The organism is Microbacterium algeriense (genome assembly GCF_008868005.1).
GTDB classification, from domain to species: domain Bacteria; phylum Actinomycetota; class Actinomycetes; order Actinomycetales; family Microbacteriaceae; genus Microbacterium; species Microbacterium algeriense.
The window spans coordinates 1,111,919-1,134,433 of record NZ_WAAO01000001.1; the positions used below are offsets into that span (position 1 = coordinate 1,111,919).

Sequence of the window (22,515 nt, forward strand, 5' to 3'; positions counted from 1 at the left end):
GGTCAGGATCGCGTCGCGACGGGCACGCGCACCCGTTCCACGATCTGGGTCAGTGCGGCCTCCACCGGCTGCGCCCCCGCACGGTGCGCGCCCCGCGCCGGGAGCAGGCGGTGGGCGAAGACCGGGATGAGCAGCGCGGTGAGGTCGTCCGGGATGACGTAGTCGCGGCCGTCGAGCGCCGCCCACACCTTCGCGGCCCTGACCAGCTGCAGCGTGGCGCGCGGGCTCGCGCCGAGGTGCAGGTTCGGGTCGGAGCGGGTGGCCTGGGCGAGGGCGACGGCGTACTCCTCGAGCGCCGGAGCGACATGGACGGCGCGCGCCCAAGCGATCAGCTGCGCGATCGAGGTCGCGTCCGCGACCGGAGCGACCGCGGCGAGCGGATTCACCACGTCCCGCTGGCGGAGCATCAGAGCCTCGGCGGCGGCATCCGGGTAGCCCATCGAGATCCGCATCATGAACCGGTCCCGCTGCGCCTCCGGGAGGGCGTACGTGCCCTCCATCTCCAGAGGGTTCTGGGTGGCGACGACGAGGAACGGGTCGGGCAGCGGGTGCGTCGCTCCGTCGACCGTGACCTGGCCCTCCTCCATGGCCTCGAGCAGGGCCGACTGCGTCTTCGGCGACGAGCGGTTGATCTCGTCGGCGATCACGATGTGCGCGAACACCGCACCGCGCTTGAACTCGAACTCGCGGTCGACCGGGTTGTAGACGGAGACGCCGGTCACGTCGCCCGGAAGCAGGTCGGGCGTGAACTGGATCCGGCGCACGGTCGCGTCGACGCTGGCGGCGAGAGCGCGGGCGAGCATCGTCTTGCCCACCCCGGGGACGTCCTCGATCAGCAGGTGACCCTCGGCCAGCAGACAGACGAGAGCGCTGCGCACGGCATCGGGCTTGCCGTCGATGACCTGGCCGATCGAGGAGAGGATCGCGGAGGTCTGCGCGGCGAAGCGCTCGGCGTCGATCGTCACCGGGGTCAGGGGGGAGTTCTCTGGCATGCGTTCCCTCTCGCGTCGGCGCTGCGATGCGCGTCCCTCGATCGTAACCCTGTCGCAGGACGCGCTGGGCTGGCAGATCTCCCTGAGATCGGACGCTCCCGGCGGTGACCGGATTCGAACCGGCGCGCGCATCGGGTTAGGATGGTCACGGCTCTCCGCGTGGCGGCATCCAGGCCAATTCCCCCAGGGCGGAAACGCAGCAAGGGTAACCGGGCTCTGCTGGGTGCGCGGAGGGTCATTTTCTTCTCCGGCGGGTCGGTGCGGTGAGAGCACCCGCACACAGTCCCCTCCTGGTCGGACCTGCGACAATCGTCCGGTGACCGTCGCCCCGCCCCCGAAGCCGCAGCACCCGCTGGGCCGATTCGCCTCTCCGGTGCTGCTGGTCGTCGCGATGTGGGTCGTGCAGCTCGCGGACGCCGTCCTGCCCGGCTCGTTCACCGGCTTCGGACTGCGGTCATGGGATGTCGCCGGGTTGGGCGGCATCGTGCTGGGTCCGCTGCTGCACGCGAGCTGGGCCCACCTCATCGCGAACTCGGTGCCCCTCCTCGTGCTCGGATGTCTGGTCGCAGTCGAGGGGACGCGGCGGTTCTGGGCCGTCACGGCCGTCGTCGCGGTCGTCGGCGGCCTCGGCACCTGGGTGGTCAACGCACCGGGCACGCTGACGGTCGGGGCCTCCGGGCTCGTGTTCGGCTACTTCGGCTACGTCGTGATGCGCGTGTTCGCCCCGGGACGTGTGGCGCACCGCATCCTGTACGCGGTGATCGCGCTCATCGTCATCGCGGTGTACGGCGGCTCCATGCTGGCCGGGGTGGTCGGCGTCGCCGACGGCGTCTCCTGGCAGGCGCATCTGTTCGGCGCCATCGGGGGTGCTGCGGCCGCGCTCGCCGGCCGGCGTCCTCGCGCGGACCGCGGAGCGCTGCGGGTATGAGCGCCGCGCGCACGCCGGCCAGGGCGAAGCGCAAGCCAGCGGGCACGCGGCCGACGTCGCGACGGAAGCCCGCGGCGCGCCGGAGGAAGCCGACCAGGCGGCAGGCGGCCATCCGTGCGCGGCGGCAGCGGATCCTGCAGCGCCTCCTGCTGTCGGCGGGAGCCCTCGTGGCGGTCGTCGGTCTCTTCGTGCTCATCCCGCTGAGCCTGGCGCGCGACCCCGCGCCGATCTGCATCGACGACCCGCGCACCTTCCCTGCCGCGGGTGTCGAGGGATGGAGCGGCGAGCAGCTCGAGAACGCGGCGACCATCGTGCGCACCGCCGCCGCGATGGGCTTCCCTCGTGACGGGCAGATCCTCGGGGTCATGACGGCGATGGGGGAGAGCAGCCTCCGGAACATCGACTACGGCGACTGGGAGACCCGCGGATTCACCAACCCCGACGGCTCCCGCACCAGCAGCATCGGTCTGTTCCAGCAGCAGGACTGGTGGGGCAGCGTCGAGCAGCGGATGGATCCGGCGACCTCGGCGACGCTGTTCTTCGACCGCCTGGGCCGGCTGCCCGACTGGCAGGCGATGGACCCGTCGCATGCGATCCACCGGGTGCAGGTGAACACCGACCGCGACTACTACGCGCGCTTCCAGGCGGATGCGACGGCCGTGGTCGACGCGCTGTCCGGTCCCTGCACCTGACGCCGCAATTGTCACGGGGACGATCCTCCCTCCCGGTCGGGGACCCCACCTAAGCTGGGGTCGTGGCGCGAAGCATCTACATCACCTCGGCCGAAGGCCATACCGGCAAGTCGACGATCGCCCTCGGGGCGCTCGACGCCCTGATGCGCGTCTCGCCGCGGGTCGGCGTGTTCCGCCCGATCGCCCGCTCGGTCGAGGAGCGCGATGAGATCCTCGAACTCCTCCTCGCCCATGACGGCGTGCAGCTGGCGTACGACGACTGCATCGGCGTGACCTACGACGACGTCAGGGCCGACCCCGACGCTGCGCTCGCCACGATCGTCGCGCGCTTCAAGGCCGTCGAGGCGCAGTGCGACGCCGTCGTGATCGTCGGCAGCGACTACACCGACGTGGGCAGCCCCGCCGAGCTCGGGTTCAACGCCCGGATCGCCGCGAACCTCGCCGCCCCTGTGCTCCTCGTGCTGAGCGGTCGCGACCAGCAGCGCCAGGCGGAGCAGCTCGGCACCACGACGGCGAGAGCCGCCGCGGCCGTCGGCCAGATCGGCGCCCTCGCCCTGTCCGAGCTCGCCGCCGAGCGCGCCGAGCTCTTCGCGGTCGCGGTGAACAGGGCCGACCCCGAGGCGCTGGACGAGGTGGTCGATGCGGTCAGGGCGATCCTCCCGGAGCCCCGCACACCGGTGTGGGCCATCCCGGAGGACCGCGCGCTCGTGGCTCCCTCCATCCGCGGCATCCTCACCGCCGTCGACGGCACGCTGCTGAAGGGAGACGACGATCGGCTCACCAGGGAGGCGCTGAACATCGTCGTCGCCGGCATGTCGATGGTCAACGTCCTTCCCCGCCTCACCGAGGAGGCGGTCGTGGTGATCCCCGCCGACCGCACCGAGGTGCTGCTCGCGGCCCTGCTCGCCGACTCCTCCGGCACGTTCCCGCGCATCGCCGGCATCATCCTGAACGGCCCCTTCCCGCTGCCCGAGCCGATCGTGCAGCTGCTCGACGGCTTCGCCTCGTCGGTGCCCATCATCACGACCGACCTGGGCACCTACGACACCGCGGTGCGCGTGATGAGCACCCGAGGCCGTATCTCCGCCGACTCGCGCACCCGCTACGACCGGGCCCTGGGACTGTTCCAGGAGCACGTCGACGTCGCCGAGCTCACCACGCAGCTCGGACTCGCGCAGTCCCACGTGGTGACGCCGCTCATGTTCCAGTACGGGCTGATCGAGAGGGCGCGCGCCGACCGCAGACGCATCGTGCTGCCGGAGGGCGAGGACGACCGCATCCTGCGCGCCGCAGCGACCCTGCTCGCCCGTGACGTCGCCGACCTGACGATCCTGGGCGACGAGACGGCCATCCGCGCCCGTGCCGCCGAGCTCGGCGTCGACCTCACCGCCGCGCAGGTGCTCAGCCCGAACGATCCCGAGCTCGTGGAGCGCTTCGCCGCCGAGTATGCGCGGCTGCGCGCCCACAAGGGCATCACCGTGGCGCAGGCGGCCGACACCGTGACCGACGTGTCGTACTTCGGCACGATGATGGTGCACCTGGGCCTCGCCGACGGCATGGTGTCCGGCGCTGCGCACACCACGGCGCACACCATCCGTCCCTCGTTCGAGATCATCAAGACCAAGCCCGGCGTGAACGTGGTCTCCAGCGTGTTCCTGATGGCGCTAGCCGACCGCGTGCTCGTGTACGGGGACTGCGCGGTGATCCCCGACCCGACTAGCGAGCAGCTCGCCGACATCGCGATCTCCTCCGCCGAGACCGCGCGCCAGTTCGGCATCGATCCGCGCGTCGCCATGCTCTCGTACTCGACCGGGGAGTCCGGATCCGGCGCCGACGTCGACAAGGTGCGCGCCGCGACCGCCCTGGTGCGCGAGCGCGCTCCTGAGCTGCCGGTCGAGGGCCCGATCCAGTACGACGCGGCCGCGGACGCCGCTGTCGCGAAGGCCAAGCTCCCCGACTCGACCGTGGCCGGACGCGCGACGGTGTTCGTCTTCCCCGACCTCAACACGGGCAACAACACCTACAAGGCGGTGCAGCGCTCCGCCGGCGCGGTCGCGATCGGACCCGTGCTGCAGGGGTTGAACAAGCCCATCAACGACCTGTCCCGTGGGGCGCTGGTCGACGACATCGTGAACACGGTCGCGATCACCGCGATCCAGGCCCAGGCGGATCAGAGATGAGCGCGATCCTCGTCATCAACAGCGGGTCCTCGTCGCTGAAGTACAGCCTGATCGACATCGAGCAGGAGAACCTGCTCGCGAGCGGACTCATCGAGCGCATCGGGCAGGAAGCCAGCCCGGTCTCGCACACCGTCCGTCCGGAACCCGGTGGCGGTGCGGTGCCCACCATGCTCGACGCCACCCATCGCAGCGAGCGCCCGATCGCCGATCACGCCGCCGCGTTCGAGATCATGCGCGAGCAGTTCGCGACGCACGGTCCGTCGCTCGAGCGGCACCGCCCCGTCGCGGTCGGGCATCGCGTGGTCCACGGCGGCGCCCGCTTCTACGCGCCGACGCTCATCGACGCCGACGTGGAGCGGCAGATCGACGAGCTGGCGGTGCTCGCGCCGCTGCACAACCCTGCGAACCTCGCCGGGATCCGCGCGGCACGAGAGGTGTTCGACCAGGTGCCGCATGTCGCCGTGTTCGACACGGCGTTCCACCAGACGCTCCCGCCGGCGGCGTACACGTATGCGATCGACGCGGCGCTCGCCGCGGAGCACCGCGTGCGTCGTTACGGCTTCCACGGCACGAGCCACCAGTACGTGAGCGAGGCGGCGGCGGCGTTCCTCGGCCGCGACGTCGCCGATCTCCGGCAGATCGTGTTCCACCTCGGCAACGGGGCCTCCGTCACCGCGATCGACGGCGGGCGATCCGTGGAGACCTCGATGGGCCTGACCCCGCTCGAAGGCCTCGTGATGGGCACCCGCTCCGGCGACCTGGACCCCGCCGCGCTCGTGCACCTCTCCCGCAGGGCCGGCTACTCGATCGACGACCTCGACGCGCTGCTCAACACGCGCAGCGGGCTGGCCGGACTCGCCGGGCGCAGCGACATGCGCGACATCCTCGCCGGCATGGCCGCAGGGGAGGACGACGCCACCCTCGCGTTCGACGTCTACGTACACCGGCTCCGCGCCTACGCCGGCGCGTACATGGCACAGCTCGGCGGCGTCGACGTCATCTCGTTCACGGCAGGAGTCGGCGAGAACGCGGCGGCGGTGCGCGCGGCGGCGCTGGCCACGCTGGGCTTCGCCGGCGTCGTCGTCGACCCCGCACGCAATGAGGCCAGGGAGCGCGGCATCCGCCGTATCTCGGCCGACGCATCGACCGTGACGGTGCTCGTGGTGCCGACGGACGAAGAGCTGCAGATCGCCAGGCAGACCGCCCAGCTGCTCTGATCCGCTCGCGGGGGTTACCGCGTGGCGCGCGACCCCATTACGCTGGCACAGTGGCACGGAGAGGTGCCGACCCGACAATCGCCCTTCTCCTGGAGGCTCTGTGCCAGAAGCACTGCCCGACCTGTTCCGCGCCGACGGTGTGCTGTTCGATCTCGACGGCGTTCTGACCCCGACAGCCGAGGTGCACATGCGCGCCTGGAAGGCCGTCTTCGACGACGTCTTCGAGCGCTGGGGGATCACTCCGCCCTACAGCGACGCCGACTACTTCGACTACGTCGACGGCAAGAAGCGCTACGACGGCGTCGCCAGCCTCCTGCACAGCCGCAACGTCGAGGTGCCCTGGGGCGAGGTCGACGACGACCCGTCGGCTGAGACGATCTGCGGCATCGGGAACCGCAAGAACGCGGCCTTCGCGGCATCGCTGCGCGGACAGGGGATCGCGCCGTACCCCGGTTCCCTCGCGCTCGTCGAGAGCCTGCACGAGGCGGGCATCCCCCTCGGCGTGGTCTCCAGCTCCAAGAACGCCGAGGAGGTGCTGGCGGCCGCCGGCATCCGCTCGTTCTTCCGCGTCGTCGTGGACGGCGTGGTCGCCGAGCGCGAAGGACTCGCCTCGAAGCCCGCCGCCGACATGTTCGCGGCCGGCGCCGCCGCCCTCGGCGTCGATCCGACGCGGTCCGTCGCCGTCGAAGACGCGACCTCGGGTGCGGCGTCCGCGGCGGCCGCCGGATTCGCGACCGTGGTCGGCGTCGACCGCGGTGCCGGGGCTGACGCCCTGCACGCTGCCGGCGCGACCGTCGTCGTCGAGGATCTCCTCGTCTTCGTCCCCTCCGCACAGACCGATACCCCGGAGACCGCATGATCGACCGCGACCGCTTCCCCGTCGACCCCTGGCGCCTGATCGAGACGCGCTACTCGGAGGAGGGCGTCGGCGAGACGCTGTTCTCGGTGGGCAACGGCTATCTCGGTCTGCGCGGCAATCACATCGAGGGCCGCGGTGCGCACGAGCACGGCACCTTCATCAACGGACTGCACGAGACGTGGCCGATCCGCCACGCCGAGCAGGCCTACGGCTTCGCCGAGGTCGGACAGACGATCGTCAACGCCCCCGACGCGAAGGTCATGCGCGTGTACGTCGACGACGAGCCGATCTCGCTCGACGACGCCGACGTGCGGGAGTTCGCCCGCTCGCTCGACATGCGCACCGGCGTGCTCGAGCGCCGGGTCGTCTGGGAGACGCCGTCCGGCAAGCGGGTCCGGATGCGCGACCAGCGGCTGGTGAGCTTCGAGGAGCGCCACCTGGCCGTGCTGCGCCTCGAGGTCGTCGTGGAGAATGCCGACGCCCCCGTCACGATCAGCTGCCAGCTGCTGAACCGCCAGGACGGCGCCGGCGTCTACGCCGGAACGCCCCTCGGGACGAAGGGAGCGGGCTTCGACCCGCGGAAGGCCGAGAAGATCGCCGACCGCGTGCTGGAGCCGGCCGAGCACTGGCAGGACGGCATGCGCTCGGCGCTGTCGTATCGCGTCGCGGATTCCGGCATGACGGTCGCGGTGGTCGCCGACCACATCGTGGAGACGGAGAACTCCTACAACCACCGCACGCTGGTCGAGCCGGACATCGCGAAGGACGTCTTCCGCGTGCAGGCCAAGGCGGGCGTGCCGATCACCCTGACCAAGCTCGTCAGCTACCACACGTCGCGCGGCGTGCCCCCGCGCGAACTCGTCGACCGCTGCCGTCGGACCTTGGACCGCGCGGCGGATCAGGGCGTCGAAGCGATCTTCCGGCAGCAGCGGGAATGGCTCGACGCGTTCTGGGAGCGCAGCGACGTCCGCATCGACGGGCGCGACGACCTGCAGCAGGCCACCCGCTGGTGCCTGTTCCAGCTGGCGCAGGCCTCCGCCCGTGCCGACGGCGCCGGAGTGCCGGCGAAGGGCGTCTCGGGCTCCGGCTACAGCGGCCACTACTTCTGGGACACCGAGATCTACGTGCTCCCCTTCCTCACCTACACGTCGCCGCGCTGGGCGTACAACGCGCTCCGCGCCCGCGTGAAGATGCTGCCGGCCGCACGTCGTCGCGCCGCGCAGCTCAACGAGGCCGGCGCGCTCTTCCCCTGGCGGACCATCAACGGCGAGGAGGCTTCGGCCTACTACGCCGCGGGCACCGCGCAGTACCACATCAACGCCGACATCAGCTTCGCTCTGGGCAAGTACGTCCGCGCGACGGGCGACGAGGCGTTCCTTCGTCGGGAGGGCGCCGACATCGCGATCGAGACGGCCCGGCTCTGGGCGACGCTCGGCTTCTGGCGCGGATCGCGCCTGGTCGGCGAGTCGGGAGCGGGCGACGGCATCGAGACGTTCCACATCCACGGCGTGACCGGTCCGGACGAGTACACGACCGTCGTGAACGACAACCTCTACACGAACGTCATGGCCCGCTACAACCTGCGCTACGCCGCGAAGGTCGTGCGCGAGATCCGCGAGAGCTTCCCGGAGGACTACGTCAAGCTCGTCGAGCGCACCGGTCTCGGCTCGGGTGAGGCGGAGTCGTGGGAGCGCGCAGCGGAGGCGATGTACATCCCGTACAGCGAGGCGCTCGGCATCCACCCGCAGGATTCGCTGTTCCTCGAGCGCGAGGTCTGGGATCTGGCGAACACCCCGGCGGATCAGCGTCCGCTGCTGCTGCACTTCCACCCGCTGGTGATCTACCGCTTCCAGGTGCTCAAGCAGGCCGATGTCGTGCTGGCGCTGTTCCTGCAGGGCAACCACTTCACCCCCGAGGAGAAGAAGGCCGACTTCGACTACTACGACCCGCTGACCACGGGCGACTCCACGCTGTCGGCTGTCGTGCAGTCGATCCTCGCCGCCGAGGTGGGCTATCAGGACCTCGCGCAGAAGTACTTCGAGCAGTCGCTGTTCGTCGATCTGCACGACCTGCACCACAACGCGGCGGACGGCGTGCATGTGGCATCCGCCGGCGGCGTGTGGACGGCGCTGGTGTGCGGCTTCGGCGGCATGCGCGACTACGCGGGAGATCTCAGCTTTGACCCGCGGCTTCCCGCTGCGTGGCCGTCCCTGTCGTTCCCGCTGCAGTGGCAGGGTTCCACCCTGCAGGTGACGGTGACCAAGGACGAGCTGCGGGTGCAGGTGCGCACCGGCCCTCCCGTGCCCTTCAGCGTGCGGGACACCGCGTACATCGCCACTGTCGAGGACGAGGTCGTCGTGCGGCTCGCCGATCAGGGCCCGCTGCTGCCCGGGCGCCCGACGCTGCGTCAGCTGACCGAGGCCTGGCGGGAGGACGGCACCCGCATGTCGGCGTCCGTTCCCGTGATCACCACCTCGATCCCGGTGATCGAGCCGATCGACTGAGGCCGGGCCCGCCGAAGGTCGGTGGCACGCCGTAGGCTGGTCTGGTGACCACAGCCCTCTACCGCCGCTACCGACCCGAGGCCTTCGGCGAGATGATCGGGCAGTCCCAGGTGACCGATCCGCTGATGACGGCGCTGCGCGGCGACCGCGTCGGTCACGCGTACCTCTTCTCGGGTCCGCGTGGCTGCGGCAAGACCACTTCGGCGCGCATCCTGGCACGCTGCCTGAACTGCGCCGAGGGGCCCACCGACACCCCGTGCGGCACCTGCCCCAGCTGCGTGGAGCTCTCCCGCGCCGGCGGCGGTTCGCTCGACGTGGTCGAGATCGACGCCGCGAGCCACAACGGCGTCGACGACGCGCGCGACCTGCGCGAGCGCGCCACCTTCGCCCCGAGCCGCGACCGCTACAAGATCTTCATCCTCGACGAGGCGCACATGGTGACGCCGCAGGGCTTCAACGCGCTGCTCAAGCTCGTCGAGGAGCCGCCGGAGCACGTGAAGTTCATCTTCGCGACGACCGAGCCCGAGAAGGTCCTCGGCACGATCCGGTCCCGCACGCACCACTACCCGTTCCGACTGGTCCCGCCGGCAGCGATGCTGGAGTACGTCGAGAAACTCTGCGCCGAAGAGGGTGTGGTCGTCGAGCAGGGCGTGCTCCCGCTCGTGGTGCGGGCCGGCGGCGGCTCTCCTCGTGACACCCTGTCGCTGCTCGACCAGCTGATCGCCGGCTCCGACTCCCCGGCGGGGTCCGAGACCGTCACGGTCGGCTATGCGCGCGCGGTCGCCCTGCTGGGCTACACGCACGCCGCGCTCCTCGACGAGATCGTCGACGCCCTGGCCGCCGGAGACGCCGCTGCCGCCTTCCCCGCGATCGATCGCGTGGTGCAGACCGGCCAGGACCCGCGTCGCTTCGTCGATGACCTGCTCGAGCGGCTGCGCGACCTGATCGTGATCGCCGCCGTGGGTGCCGGCGCCTCCGCCGTGCTGCGCGGCGTCGCGGAAGACGACCTGGAGCGCATGCGTCGCCAGGCCGAGGAGTTCGGGGCCGCTCGTCTGTCGCGCACCGCCGACGTGGTGAGCGCGGCGCTCGACGACATGTCCGGTGCGACATCGCCCCGGCTGCATCTCGAGCTGATGGTGGCGCGTGTGCTCTCCGCTGCGACCCAGACCTCCGCGGCGGCCCCCGCACCCGAGCGCGCCTCCGCCCCGGTGTCGGCGGCTGCAGCGCCTGCACCGACCCCGGCGCCGCCCGTCGTGACGGCGGCCCCTCCGACGCCCGCACCCGCCCCCGCGCCTGCTCCGGCGGCTGCTCCGGCGGCGGAGACCCCCGCGGCGCCGGCGTCCGCCCCGTCCGCGACGGAGCCGACCGCGTCCGCACCGGAGGCCGCTCCGGCGCCTGCGGTTCCGCAGGGCCCGGTCACCGTGGAGCGCATCCGGAAGGTCTGGCCTGCGGTGCTCACCCGCCTCGAGGGCATCAGCCGCACATCCTGGCTGCTGGCCACGGCTGTGCAGCCGCTGGCGTACGACACCGACACCGAGGTCCTGACCCTGGGCTTCACGAGCCAGCACGATGTCGCGAAGTTCAAGGGCACGACTCCGGGATCCGGGCCGTCCGACCACCTGCGCTCTGCGATCGAGCAGGAACTCGGTGTGCGGGTGAAGTACCTTCCCGCGCCCATGCCGGCGGGGGGAGCGCCACGGCAGCCCGCGTCGAACGGTTCCGCTGCCCCGGCTGATCCGGCTCCTGCATCGGAGCCTGCGTCAGCGGGTTCTCCGCGCTCGCAGGTCCGCGGGGCGTCCGCTCCCGCCGTGACGGAGTGGGCGGTCGCGCCCATTCCCACGACGCCGGAACCCGCTTCGCCCCGCCCCGCCGCGCCCTCATCGCCGCTCCCGGTCGACGAGGAGCCGGAAGAGGTGGAGGCGGCCGCCTCCGCTCCGTCCCCGCCCTCCGACGGCGCGGTCGACCGCGACGAGCCTCCGCTCCCTGGTGACGACGAGGCGCCGGCGTTCGACGACGAGCCGCCGTACGATCCGTCGTACGAGCCGCCGATGCCTCCGCACGCGCCCGCCGCGCCGCGCTCGGCACCCGCGCAGCGCGTCGCGACAGTTCCTCCGGTCGTCATCGAGCGTTCGCCCTCCGTCGGAGGAGTGCAGCGCTACGGTGAAGCCGTGATCCGCCAGGTCCTCGGCGCGACGTTCCTGCGCGAAGAGCCCTACGAGCCCCCGACGAGGTTCTCCTGATGTATGACGGCATCGTTCAGGAGCTGATCGACGAGTTCGGTCGGCTCCCCGGCATCGGACCGAAGTCCGCCCAGCGGATCGCATTCCACATCCTGCAGACGCCGACGTTCGACGTCGCGCGTCTCGCCGAGCTGCTCAGCGAGATCCGCACGCGCGTGCGGTTCTGCGAGATCTGCGGCAACGTCGCCGAGCAGGAGCGGTGCGCGATCTGCCGAGACCCGCGGCGCAGCCAGGCGCTGATCTGCGTGGTGGAAGATGCCAAGGACGTGGCCGCGATCGAGCGGACGCGCGAGTTCCGCGGTCTCTACCACGTGCTCGGCGGGGCGATCAGTCCCATCGCCGGCATCGGACCGGACGATCTCCGCATCGCGCAGCTGATGACCCGTCTTGCCGACGGCACGGTGCAGGAGGTCATCCTCGCCACCAACCCGAACCTGGAGGGCGAGGCCACGGCCAGCTATCTGAGCCGCCTGCTGACGACGATGCAGATCACCGTGTCGCGCCTCGCCTCCGGGCTGCCGGTGGGCGGCGACCTCGAGTACGCCGACGAGGTCACCCTCGGCCGGGCGTTCGAGGGCCGGCGCGTCCTGTGACCCCGAACGCGGGCTTCTCGCGTCGGGGGTGGCTGCTCTTCGGGGCCATGGCGCTGCTGTGGGGTGTGCCCTACCTGTTCATCAGCGTCGCGGTGGAGTCGTTCTCGCCGCCCGCCATCGTCGCGGGGCGCACCCTCATCGCGGCTCTGCTGCTGCTGCCGTTCGCGCTCCGCAGCGGCGCCCTGCGTGCGGCGCTGCGGCACTGGCCCTGGGTGCTCGCGTTCGGCGCGGTCGAGATGGCGGGGCCGTTCCTGCTGCTCGGGCATGCGGAGATGACGCTCCCGTCGGGGATGACCGGCCTGCTCGTGGCCACGGTCCCGCTGTTCGCCGCCCTGATCGCGCTCGGCGGTGGCGACCGCGGGGTGCTCCGTCCCGCCCGCGGGATCGGCCTCCTCGTGGGGTTCGTCGGTGTCGCGATCGTGGTCGCCGGTCCCGGTCTCTTCGGTGGCGAGGTCAGTCTCCTCGCTGCTGGTGAGGTGCTGCTGGTCGCCGTGCTCTACGCGATCGCGCCCTTCATCGTGGCGCGCAAGCTCACCGACGTGCCGTCGCTCGGCACCATCACGCTGTCGCTGCTGATGATCGGGATCCTGTACCTGCCGATCGGCCTCCTGACTCAGCACGAGGTGCCGACGCTGCCGTCGATCGCGGCGCTGCTCGCTCTCGCCGTCATCTGCACGGCCGGCGCGTTCCTGGCCTTCTTCGCGCTCATCCGCGAGGTGGGTCCGGTGCGTGCGCCGCTGTTCACCTACGTGAATCCGGTGGTCGCGATCCTCCTCGGAGCGATCGTCCTCTCCGAGCCGCTGACCCCTGGCCTGCTCCTGGGGTTCCCGCTCATCATCGTGGGCTGCTGGTTCGCCGCCACGGGAGGCCGCCTCCGCCCCGTGGCCCCCACCGCCCTCCCTCCCGCCCTCTGACCCCGCCCCCTTCCCCGCCCCCCGCGCCGATCGCCGAGTGCACGGCTTGCCGCCGAGTGCGCGGCTTGCGCGCGCCGCGTTCCCGTGCACTGGGCGCGAACCCGTGCATTCGGTGACAGCCGAGAGGGGAGGGGAGGTCACATGCGCGGCGGGGCATACGCGCCGATCGTAGAATGAGCGTGGGCGGATCCGCCCGACATCCCAGGGAGTGATCGTGGCCCTCATCGTGCAGAAGTACGGCGGCTCATCCGTCGCCGACGCAGAGAGCATCAAGCGCGTCGCCAAGCGCATCGTCGACACGCGTCGTGCCGGACACGACGTCGTGGTCGCAGTGAGCGCCATGGGCGACACCACCGACGAGCTGCTCGACCTCGCGAACGAGGTTGCACCGATCCCGGCTCCGCGCGAGCTCGACATGCTCCTCTCCAGCGGTGAGCGCATCTCGATGGCGCTGCTGGCGATGGCCATCCACTCCATGGGCTTCGAGGCGCGTTCGTTCACGGGCAGCCAGGCGGGCATGATCACCGACTCGCAGCACGGCGCTGCGCGCATCGTGGATGTCACACCCGTCCGTCTTCGTGAAGCCCTCGATGAGGGCGCGATCGTGATCGTCGCCGGTTTCCAGGGCTTCAACCGCGACACCCGTGACATCACCACGCTCGGACGGGGCGGTTCGGACACCACGGCGGTCGCTCTGGCAGCCGCCCTCGGCGCCGACGTGTGCGAGATCTACAGCGACGTCGACGGCATCTTCACCGCGGACCCGCGCGTGATCCCGAAGGCGCAGAAGCTCGATCACGTCTCCAGCGAGGAGATGCTCGAGCTCGCCGCCAACGGCGCCAAGGTGCTGTACATCCGCGCCGTCGAGTACGCCCGCCGTCATGGCGTCCTCATTCACGCTCGGTCGACGTTCTCGTCGGCCGAGGGCACATACGTTCTGGGCGAGGGTATGAAGAACCCTCGCGAAGCCGAGGGAGCAGTCATGGAAGAACCGATCGTCGCCGGCGTCGCCACCGACTTCAGCCAGGCCAAGATCACGGTCGCGGGTGTGCCCGACGTTCCGGGCAAGGCCGCCGAGATCTTCAAGATCGTCGCGAAGTCCGGCGCCAACGTCGACATGATCGTGCAGAACGTGTCGGCCACCGGGCGCACCGACATCTCCTTCACAGTCCCCAAGGCGGATGCCGCGGCGGCACTCAAGGCCCTCGCCGGTGAGCAGACCGAGGTCGGCTTCCAGAACCTGATCCACGACGACCAGATCGGCAAGCTCTCGGTCGTCGGGGCGGGCATGCGCACGCACTCGGGTGTCTCGGCGACGCTCTTCGAGGCGCTGTCCGCCGGCGGCATCAACATCGAGATGATCTCCACCTCGGAGATCCGCATCTCGGTGGTGCTGCGCGACACCGACCTGACCGAGGCCGCTCGCACCGTGCACACCGCCTACGGTCTCGACGGCGACGCCGAGGCCACGGTCCACGCCGGCACCGGCCGCTGAACGCCCGCCGAATCAGGCGCTCCGCCCACATCAGGCACCTGGGCTGCGTTCCCGCCTGTTCTCGCGGATCTGCCTGATTCCGCGCGTCGAGTACGCCTGCGTCGGGCAGCCCACCCGCATCAGGCAGTCCACCCGCATCAGGCAGTCCACCCGCATCTGGCAGTCCACCCGATTCAGGCAGTCCACCCACATCAGGCGGTCCACCCGCATCAGGCACCTGGGCTGCGTTCCTGCCTGTTCTCGAGGATCTGCCTGATTCCCCGCGACAGGGGCTCAGCCCGCGTCTGACGGCAAGCCCGCATCACGGCGCTCCGTATCAGGCAGCCTGCCCGTATCAGGCAGCCTGCCCGTATCAGGCAGCCTGCCCGCATCAGGCAGGTAGGCCGTGTTCCTGCCTGTTCTCGTGGGATTGCCTGAACCGGCGGCGGTGCGAGCGGCGGCGCGTCACGAATGACCCGGCGGTGCTCGGGGGCGCGATAGACTCGCCGAAACCCTGACACCGGCGCCAGGCGCAGCATCAGCATCCCGACGCCGCGCCCGAAGCCTCGTACGCAGTACCGCACGACGCCAAGGAACATCATGACCCGCATCTCCGAATCAGGACTCTCCGTCGCCATCGTCGGCGCCACCGGCCAGGTGGGCACCGTGATGCGCGAGATTCTCGCGGAGAGGTCGTTCCCGATCCGCGAGCTGCGGCTGTTCTCCTCGTCCCGTTCCGCGGGCACCGCGATCGAGTTCGGGGGAGCGACCGTCATCGTCGAGGATGTCGAGACCGCGGATGCGGCCGGCATCGACATCGCGCTGTTCTCGGCCGGGGCCACGGCCAGCCGCGCCTATGCCCCCCGTTTCGCCGAAGCCGGTGCGGTCGTGGTCGACAACTCCAGCGCCTGGCGCATGGACCCCGAGGTCCCGCTCGTGGTGAGCGAGGTCAACCCGCACGCGATCGACGACCGTCCGAAGGGCATCATCGCCAACCCGAACTGCACCACGATGGCTGCCATGCCGGTCCTCAAGGTGCTCGACGCCGAGGCCGGACTCGAGCGTCTGATCGTCTCCACCTACCAGGCCGTGTCCGGGTCGGGGCTCGCCGGCGCGCAGGAGCTGCTCGGCCAGGTCGAGGGAGTCCTCGCGCAGGGTGACACGCTTCGCCTGGTGCACGACGGCTCCGCGATCGACTTCCCCGAGCCCGAGAAGTACGTCGCGCCGATCGCGTTCGATGTGATCCCGTTCGCGGGCAACCTCGTCGATGACGGGGACAACGAGACCGACGAGGAGAAGAAGCTCCGCAACGAGAGCCGGAAGATCCTCGAACTGCCCGATCTCCGTGTCGCAGGCACGTGCGTGCGCGTCCCGGTGTTCACGGGCCACTCCCTGACGATCCACGCCGAGTTCGCCCGTGACCTGACGCCGGAGCGCGCCCGCGAGATCCTGAGCGCGGCGCCCGGCGTCGTGCTGGATGAGGTGCCGACGCCGCTGCAGGCCGCCGGCAAGGACCCGAGCTTCGTGGGTCGCATCCGCGCTGACCAGTCCGCACCGGAGGGGAAGGGACTCGTGCTGTTCGTCAGCAACGACAACCTCCGCAAGGGTGCGGCGCTGAACGCCGTGCAGATCGCCGAGGTGCTGGCTCAGCGTCTGGCCGCCGTCGCCTGACCGCTGGGCTCGTGCGGTTCCGCAGCGCCCAGGCCGTCGCCTGACCGCGATGGTCTGCGGTGCCGTGGCCGCGAACTAGACTGTTCGGGTGACTGAAAACGTCGATGTCGTCCTGATCGGCGGTGGCATCATGAGCGCCACCCTGGGTACTCTGCTGCACGAGCTGCAGCCGGAGTGGAAGATCGTCGCCTTCGAGCGACTCTCCGATGTGGCTCAGGAGAGCTCGAACCCGTGGAACAACGCCGGCACGGGCCACGCCGCCCTGTGCGAGTTGAACTACATGCCCCAGCAGGGGGATGCGCCGCTGGATCCGGCCAAGGCCGTGTCGATCAACGAGCAGTTCCAGCAGAGTCGCCAGTTCTGGTCCTCTCTCGTGGAGAAGGGTGTGCTCGACGCGCCGTCCACGTTCATCAACGCGACGCCGCACATGACGTTCGTGCGGGGCGAGAAGGACGTCGCCTACCTCAAGAACCGCTACGAGGTGCTCAAGGAGCAGCCCCTGTTCGCGGGGATCGAGTACAGCGAGGACTCTCGCGTCATCAACAAGTGGGCGCCGTTGCTGATGCAGCAGCGCCGCAAGGGAGAGCCGTTCGCCGCGACGCGCGTCCCCGCCGGGACGGACGTCGACTTCGGTGCCCTGACCCACCAGCTGTTCGATCACCTCCGGAAGTCGGGCGTCTCGGTGCGGACGAATCACGAGGTCAAGTCGCTCAAGCGTCAGAAGGACGGATCCTGGCTGGTCAAGTACCGCACGACGATCGGTCGCACGCCGAACGACATCCGCGCGAAGTTCGTGTTCGTCGGAGCGGGTGGCTGGGCGCTGAAGCTCCTGCAGAATGCCGGCATCCCTGAGATCAAGGGCTACGGCGTCTTCCCGATCGGCGGCCAGTTCCTGAAGACCACCGATCCCCAGATCGTGGCGCAGCACAAGGCCAAGGTGTACTCGCAGGCGTCGGTCGGCGCCCCGCCCATGTCGGTGCCGCACCTCGACACCCGCGTGGTCGACGGCGAGGCATCCCTCATGTTCGGACCGTTCGCGACGTTCAGCCCGAAGTTCCTCAAGAACGGCTCGATGTTCGACATCGTGTCCCAGGTGCGGGCGCACAACCTGCTGCCAATGCTGCAGGTGGCCGTGAAGAACCCCGACCTCATCACGTATCTGATCAGCGAGCTGCTGAAGAACCACGCCAAGAAGGTCGACAGTTTGCGCACCTTCATGCCGACGGCGAAGGACGAGGACTGGACGCTGATCAACGCCGGTCAGCGCGCCCAGGTCATGAAGAAGGACCCCAAGAAGGGCGGAGTCCTGCAGTTCGGCACCGAGGTCGTCGCCGCGGCGGACGGCTCGATCGCGGGTCTGCTCGGCGCCTCGCCTGGCGCATCCACCGCGGTTCCGATCATGCTCGACCTGCTGAAGCGCTGCTTCCCGGACGAGTACCCCGGCTGGGAGCCCGAGCTCCGTGCGCTGATCCCGACCTTCGGCAAGAAGCTCAACGCGGACCCGGCGCTCGCGGAGCAGTCGACCGAAGCCACCGCGGCCGCGCTCGGCATCAACGTCTGAAGCGCGCCGTGGCGAAGCTCTACTTCCGCTACGGCGCGATGAACTCGGGCAAGTCGACCGCCCTGCTGCAGGCCGCCTACAACTACGAGGAGCGCGGCCAGCACGTGCTGCTCGCGAAGCCCGCGATCGACACGAAGGGCGCGGGGGAGATCGAGAGCCGGCTGGGCGTCACCCGCCCCGTCGACTTTCTGATCGCACCGGAGGCGGACGCGCGAGCCGTGTTCGCCGAGCACCGCGCGCGCATGCAGCAGGCGTCGGACGACGAGCTGCTGCCGGAGGGGCCCAGCGATGTGGCGTGCCTGCTGATCGACGAGGCGCAGTTCCTCACGCCGACGCAGGTCGACGATCTCTTCCGCATCGCCGTGGAGGACGGCATCCCCGTGATCGCATACGGCATCCGCAACGACTTCCTCACCCACGCGTTCCCCGGCTCGGCGCGACTGCTCGCGATCGCGCACTCGCTCGAGGAGCTCAAGACGATCTGCCGCTGCGGTCGCAAGGCGGTGTTCAACGGACGTGTCGTCGGGGGACGATTCGTCTTCGACGGCGACCAGGTCGCGATCGACGAGGGTGCGACCGGATCGGCATCGCCCGAGGTGACGACGTACGAATCGCTCTGCGGCACGTGCTACCTGGAGGAGTCCGGCGGGCGCCTGGGCTGACGCCGTCGCGAACACCCCCGACTCTCGTACCGCAGCTCGGGAGCGTCCTGATGAGCGCGCCCCGTTTGCGTGGTCTGACCACACGGGAGTACGCTGTGGTCTGACCACAGGAGGCCGCATGTCGGAGCAGCCAGCGCGCGCATGGCGACTCGTGCTCGAGCACATCGAGCGCGACCTCCTCGAGGGGCGCCTCGGGCCCGGCGACCGGTTGCCTTCCGAGCGCGACCTGGCGACGGAGCTCGGCGTCGGCCGATCGAGCGTGCGGGAAGCCTTCCGCGTGCTCGAGGTGATGGGACTCATCCGCACCGCGACCGGTTCCGGCCCCCAGTCCGGCGCCATCGTCATCGCGACCCCGACCGGCGGCATGTCGGCGCTGCTGCGGCTGCAGGTCGCCGCTCAGGGCTTCCCGCTGGACGACGTCGTACGCACGCGCCTCGTGCTCGAGGACGCGGTCGTCGCAGCGATGGCCGGTTCCCCAGATCGGGACACGACGCGAGCGCACCGGCTGCTCGAGGCGATGGATGCCCCCGGCCTGACTCCTGCCGAGTTCCTCGCGCTCGACGCGCAGCTGCACCTGTCCCTGGCCGAGGCGAGCGGCAACACCGTCATCGCGGCGATGATGGCGGGCCTCCGCTCCTCGATCGAGTCGTACGTGCAGTCCGGGGTGGCCGCGATCGAGGACTGGGAGGCGATGGCCGCCCGGCTCCGCGCCGAGCACCGCGCCCTGGTCGCCGCGATCGACGATGCCGACGTGCCGGCCGCTCGACGCCTCGTGCACACCCACATCACCGGCTACTACACGTCAGCGGGTCTCACCCGCGCCGCCCATCCCCACGACTGAGAGGTCCCTATGGTCCAGCGTCAGGTCCCCAACCCCCGAGAGCTCCTCGAGCTGATGAAGTTCAAGAAGCCCGAGCTGAACGGCAGGAAGCGTCGTCTCGATGCGGCGCTGACGATCGATGATCTCCGCATCATCGCGAAGCGCCGCACTCCGAAGGCTGCCTTCGACTACACCGACGGTGCAGCGGAGGGCGAGCTGTCGCTGAGCCGCGCGCGCCAGGCGTTCCAGGACGTGGAGTTCCACCCGGGCATCCTCAAGCCCGCTCCCGACGTCGACACGAGCATCGAGATCCTCGGCGGGCCCTCCGCGCTGCCGTTCGGCATCGCGCCCACCGGATTCACGAGGCTCATGCAGACCGAGGGAGAGGTGGCCGGTGCCGGTGCCGCGGCCGCCGCCGGCATCCCGTTCACGCTTTCCACGCTCGGCACGACCTCCATCGAGGGTGTGCGAGACGCGACCCTCAGCGAGCCTCGCGGACCGGTACCGGGACGGAACTGGTTCCAGCTGTACGTCATGCGCGATCGCGAGATCTCGTACGAGCTCGCACGCCGCGCTGCGGCCGCCGGATTCGACACGCTGCAGTTCACGGTCGACACCCCCGTCGCCGGCGCCCGCCTGCGCGACAAGCGCAACGGCTTCAGCATCCCGCCGCAGCTGACTCTGGGCACGATCATCAACGCGATCCCGCGTCCGTGGTGGTGGTACGACTTCCTCACCACCCCGAAGCTGGAGTTCGCTTCTCTCAGCACGACCGGCGGCACCGTGGGAGAGCTGCTGGACGCGGCGATGGACCCGACCATCAGCTACGACGATCTCGCCGTCATCCGCGACATCTGGCCCGGCAAGATCGTCATCAAGGGTGTGCAGAACGTCGAGGACTCCGTACGCCTGCGCGACGCGGGGGTCGACGGCATCGTGCTCTCCAACCACGGCGGCCGTCAGCTCGACCGTGCGCCGATCCCGTTCCACCTGCTGCCCGAGGTGCGTCAGGCCGTGGGCGACGATTTCACGGTCATGATCGACACCGGCATCATGAACGGCGCCGACATCGTCGCGGCCGTGGCTCTCGGCGCCGACTTCACGCTGATCGGACGCGCCTACCTGTACGGGCTGATGGCCGGCGGACGCCAGGGCGTGGACCGGACGATCGCCATCCTGCGCAGCGAGATCGAACGCACCATGCGACTGCTCGGCGTCTCGTCGCTCGCCGAACTGGAACCGGGACACGTCACGCAGCTCACCCGCCTCGTGCCGGTCACCCGCGCCGCCACCGAGGCCCGCGTCCGCTGACGGCCTCCCGGCGCCGTGGCCCGCGTCAGGACTGCGGAGCCACGGCCCGGGAGCGCGGCGGCCACGGGATGAGCATCGACGTGGTGCGCCGGTACTCCGCGTACGCGGGATACTTCGAGGCGGTGATCGATTCGGTGAAGATCGTCGAGCCGATGAACAGGACGGTGAGCAGGACCGCGCCGACGATCGTCGGATTGAATACGCCGCCGATGACACCCGCTCCCGAGGCGACGGCAGCGGTGGCGCCGATCGCGTAGAACGCCCACCACTGCGCCTGCTCGAAGAAGAAGTTCGGGTGGCGGCTGTAGCGGAAGAGCCCGTCCGTCGCGAAGCCGGGAGCCAGGGTGCCGCCGGCCTGCTTCTTGCGCTGGTGGAAGTTCCACTGCTGCTGGTCCGCGACGGTCTCGCCGACGAGGAAGGCGAGGAACGCGGCGATGAACACCGCATCCCCGACCGTGAGGGCGGACGGATGCTCTGCCGCGACGAGAGCGGGCAGAGTGATGAGCACGAGCAGCGTCATCTGGTAGCAGACGATGAACAGCACGTTGAACACCTGGAACTGCCAGGGGCGCATCCGCTGGCGCAGGATCGCCCACCGGTAGTCCTCCATGCCGGTGTAGCCGCCCTTGCGGGCGAAGTTGAACGTCAGCCGCGCTCCCCAGGCCGTCGCCAGCACACCCATCAGCACCACCCGGGCCGAACCCCGGTCGTCGGCGAAGGCGCCGGCGACGAAGATCCACACGTAGACGACCGGCACGATCGACCACGCCCGGTCCACCCATGAGGTGTCCCGCGTGATCAGCGACAGCACCCAGCACAGAACGCTGGCGACAGCTGCGACGACGATGACGACGAGGAGCGCATCCATGACGCCATGCTAGGGGCACGCGGGCGAATCGGGGTGCTGCGACGCCCCCGGGGTCACAGCGTGCGCAGCAGCTCCTCGAGCTTGGCGGCGGTGTCCTCCCAGCCCTCGACCGCCACGGACGGAACGCCGATCGCGAGGACCGGATAGTCGTTGCCGCCTTCATCGAGACGGTCGCCGTAGAACAGCATGTCGGTGAGGGGGATCCCCGTGTGGGTCGAGAGCTGCCGCATGCCGAAGGCTTTGTCGATGCCCGCCTGCGTGATGTCGATGGACGTGGAGCCGCCGGAGCGCACCTCGAGCCCGGGGAGGCGGGCGGCGACCGCGTCGCGCAGGGCGGCACGCTTGGCGCCCGTGGGGTCCCAGTCGTGCTTCGCCTCGCGGGGGGCACGCTGGCCGAGCGCGGAGAACGTGATCTGCGAGCCGCGATCCTCGAGGATGTCGCCCCAGGGCTCGGCTTCCCAGAGCCCGAGCCGCTCGGCTTCTTCCCGGAGCGCCGTGAGCGCGGCCCGCTTCTCCGCGGCGCTGAGATCGTGTGCGTACACGGAGGTGAAGTCCGCGCCGTCGTGGCGCAAATACCGGGTCCCGCAGGTCGGCAGGAGGTGCAGGCGGGCGAGATCGGCGGCATCCGCATCGCCGAGACGAGCCACCACCTGGGTGCGGAACTGCGTCTCATTGCCACCGGAGATGATGGCGACGTCGACCGAGCGCAGCAGCGCCAGGAGCAGGTCGGCGATCCGAGGGTCGATCAGGCCCTTGGACGGAGCGAGCGTGTCATCGAGATCGAAGGCGACGAGTGCGGGCGCGGTCATGGTGTCTCCAGCCTAGAAGGTGCACGCCGAGAGGAGCGCGAGGGGAGCGACACGGTCGCGATCCCGATACAGAGAAGGCCGCCCCTGCGGGCGGCCTTCTCGTGTCACTGGTCGGGGTGACAGGATTTGAACCTGCGACCTCTTCGTCCCGAACGAAGCGCGCTACCAAGCTGCGCCACACCCCGTTTTGCAACCCTCCGAGTCTACAGGGAAATGCTCC

The 22,515-nt window shown here is 70.2% G+C and carries 18 protein-coding genes, 1 tRNA gene and 1 other RNA gene; 16 read left to right on the forward strand and 4 right to left on the reverse strand.

The genetic code is table 11. The annotated features are described in order from the left end of the window. Nucleotides 1-2 precede the first annotated feature (2 nt). The gene (locus F6A08_RS05430) at nucleotides 3-992 is read right to left on the reverse strand and encodes an AAA family ATPase (protein WP_017201477.1); all 990 of its coding nucleotides are present in this window, start codon (nucleotides 990-992) and stop codon (nucleotides 3-5) included. A 146-nt stretch (nucleotides 993-1,138) separates the two neighbouring features. Here F6A08_RS05430 and ffs point away from each other — a divergent pair. From ffs to F6A08_RS05510, 16 genes are all read left to right on the forward strand, one after another. After that, nucleotides 1,139-1,235: signal recognition particle sRNA small type (gene ffs, locus F6A08_RS05435), an RNA gene on the forward strand. A 73-nt stretch (nucleotides 1,236-1,308) separates the two neighbouring features. Further along, nucleotides 1,309-1,920, forward strand: a complete 612-nt coding sequence (locus tag F6A08_RS05440; RefSeq protein WP_124896221.1) for a rhomboid family intramembrane serine protease — start codon at nucleotides 1,309-1,311, stop codon at nucleotides 1,918-1,920. Beyond that, a complete protein-coding gene (locus tag F6A08_RS05445) occupies nucleotides 1,917-2,612 on the forward strand; it encodes a hypothetical protein (RefSeq protein WP_151458828.1) in 696 nt (231 codons plus the stop codon). The genes F6A08_RS05440 and F6A08_RS05445 overlap by 4 nt, the downstream gene beginning before the upstream one ends. Nucleotides 2,613-2,674: 62 nt before the next feature. Continuing rightward, nucleotides 2,675-4,792, forward strand: coding sequence for a phosphate acetyltransferase (gene pta, locus F6A08_RS05450; RefSeq protein ID WP_151458829.1), 2,118 nt, complete (start codon nucleotides 2,675-2,677; stop codon nucleotides 4,790-4,792). Continuing rightward, a complete protein-coding gene (locus F6A08_RS05455; RefSeq protein WP_151458830.1) occupies nucleotides 4,789-6,009 on the forward strand; it encodes an acetate/propionate family kinase in 1,221 nt (406 codons plus the stop codon). The genes pta and F6A08_RS05455 overlap by 4 nt, the downstream gene beginning before the upstream one ends. Before the next feature lie 100 nt (nucleotides 6,010-6,109). Then, the gene (locus tag F6A08_RS05460; protein ID WP_124896218.1) at nucleotides 6,110-6,868 is read left to right on the forward strand and encodes an HAD-IA family hydrolase; all 759 of its coding nucleotides are present in this window, start codon (nucleotides 6,110-6,112) and stop codon (nucleotides 6,866-6,868) included. Then, entirely contained in the window at nucleotides 6,865-9,372 is a 2,508-nt protein-coding gene (locus tag F6A08_RS05465; protein WP_124896217.1) for a glycoside hydrolase family 65 protein, read from the forward strand. The genes F6A08_RS05460 and F6A08_RS05465 overlap by 4 nt, the downstream gene beginning before the upstream one ends. A 44-nt stretch (nucleotides 9,373-9,416) precedes the next feature. Then, the gene (locus F6A08_RS05470) at nucleotides 9,417-11,612 is read left to right on the forward strand and encodes a DNA polymerase III subunit gamma and tau (RefSeq protein WP_192576690.1); all 2,196 of its coding nucleotides are present in this window, start codon (nucleotides 9,417-9,419) and stop codon (nucleotides 11,610-11,612) included. Continuing rightward, the gene (recR, locus tag F6A08_RS05475) at nucleotides 11,612-12,205 is read left to right on the forward strand and encodes a recombination mediator RecR (protein ID WP_017201469.1); all 594 of its coding nucleotides are present in this window, start codon (nucleotides 11,612-11,614) and stop codon (nucleotides 12,203-12,205) included. The genes F6A08_RS05470 and recR overlap by 1 nt, the downstream gene beginning before the upstream one ends. After that, the gene (locus F6A08_RS05480; protein ID WP_151458832.1) at nucleotides 12,202-13,119 is read left to right on the forward strand and encodes a DMT family transporter; all 918 of its coding nucleotides are present in this window, start codon (nucleotides 12,202-12,204) and stop codon (nucleotides 13,117-13,119) included. Before recR ends, F6A08_RS05480 begins: the two co-directional genes overlap by 4 nt. Before the next feature lie 214 nt (nucleotides 13,120-13,333). Continuing rightward, nucleotides 13,334-14,614 carry an aspartate kinase gene (locus F6A08_RS05485; RefSeq protein ID WP_026049624.1) on the forward strand — a complete coding sequence of 427 codons (1,281 nt, stop codon included), beginning with the start codon at nucleotides 13,334-13,336 and terminating at the stop codon, nucleotides 14,612-14,614. Nucleotides 14,615-15,193: 579 nt separating this feature from the next. Next, nucleotides 15,194-16,264: an aspartate-semialdehyde dehydrogenase gene (locus F6A08_RS05490; RefSeq protein ID WP_017201466.1), complete on the forward strand. Its 1,071-nt coding sequence runs from the start codon at nucleotides 15,194-15,196 to the stop codon at nucleotides 16,262-16,264. Nucleotides 16,265-16,352: 88 nt separating this feature from the next. After that, on the forward strand, nucleotides 16,353-17,825 hold the full coding sequence (locus F6A08_RS05495; protein ID WP_017201465.1) for a malate:quinone oxidoreductase: 1,473 nt from the start codon (nucleotides 16,353-16,355) through the stop codon (nucleotides 17,823-17,825). Nucleotides 17,826-17,833: 8 nt separating this feature from the next. Then, the gene (locus tag F6A08_RS05500; protein ID WP_151458833.1) at nucleotides 17,834-18,487 is read left to right on the forward strand and encodes a thymidine kinase; all 654 of its coding nucleotides are present in this window, start codon (nucleotides 17,834-17,836) and stop codon (nucleotides 18,485-18,487) included. Nucleotides 18,488-18,605: 118 nt separating this feature from the next. Next, entirely contained in the window at nucleotides 18,606-19,328 is a 723-nt protein-coding gene (locus tag F6A08_RS05505) for a FadR/GntR family transcriptional regulator (RefSeq protein ID WP_124896213.1), read from the forward strand. Between the two features lie 9 nt (nucleotides 19,329-19,337). Continuing rightward, complete coding sequence (locus tag F6A08_RS05510) at nucleotides 19,338-20,618, forward strand: alpha-hydroxy acid oxidase (protein WP_151458834.1); 1,281 nt, start codon at nucleotides 19,338-19,340, stop codon at nucleotides 20,616-20,618. Between the two features lie 25 nt (nucleotides 20,619-20,643). Here F6A08_RS05510 and F6A08_RS05515 read toward each other — a convergent pair whose 3' ends face one another. From F6A08_RS05515 to F6A08_RS05525, 3 genes are all read right to left on the reverse strand, one after another. Then, nucleotides 20,644-21,486: a DUF1295 domain-containing protein gene (locus F6A08_RS05515; protein ID WP_151458835.1), complete on the reverse strand. Its 843-nt coding sequence runs from the start codon at nucleotides 21,484-21,486 to the stop codon at nucleotides 20,644-20,646. A 53-nt stretch (nucleotides 21,487-21,539) separates the two neighbouring features. Continuing rightward, the gene (locus F6A08_RS05520; protein ID WP_151458836.1) at nucleotides 21,540-22,295 is read right to left on the reverse strand and encodes an HAD-IIB family hydrolase; all 756 of its coding nucleotides are present in this window, start codon (nucleotides 22,293-22,295) and stop codon (nucleotides 21,540-21,542) included. A 108-nt stretch (nucleotides 22,296-22,403) separates the two neighbouring features. Further along, a tRNA-Pro gene (locus tag F6A08_RS05525) sits at nucleotides 22,404-22,480 on the reverse strand. Nucleotides 22,481-22,515 lie beyond the last annotated feature (35 nt).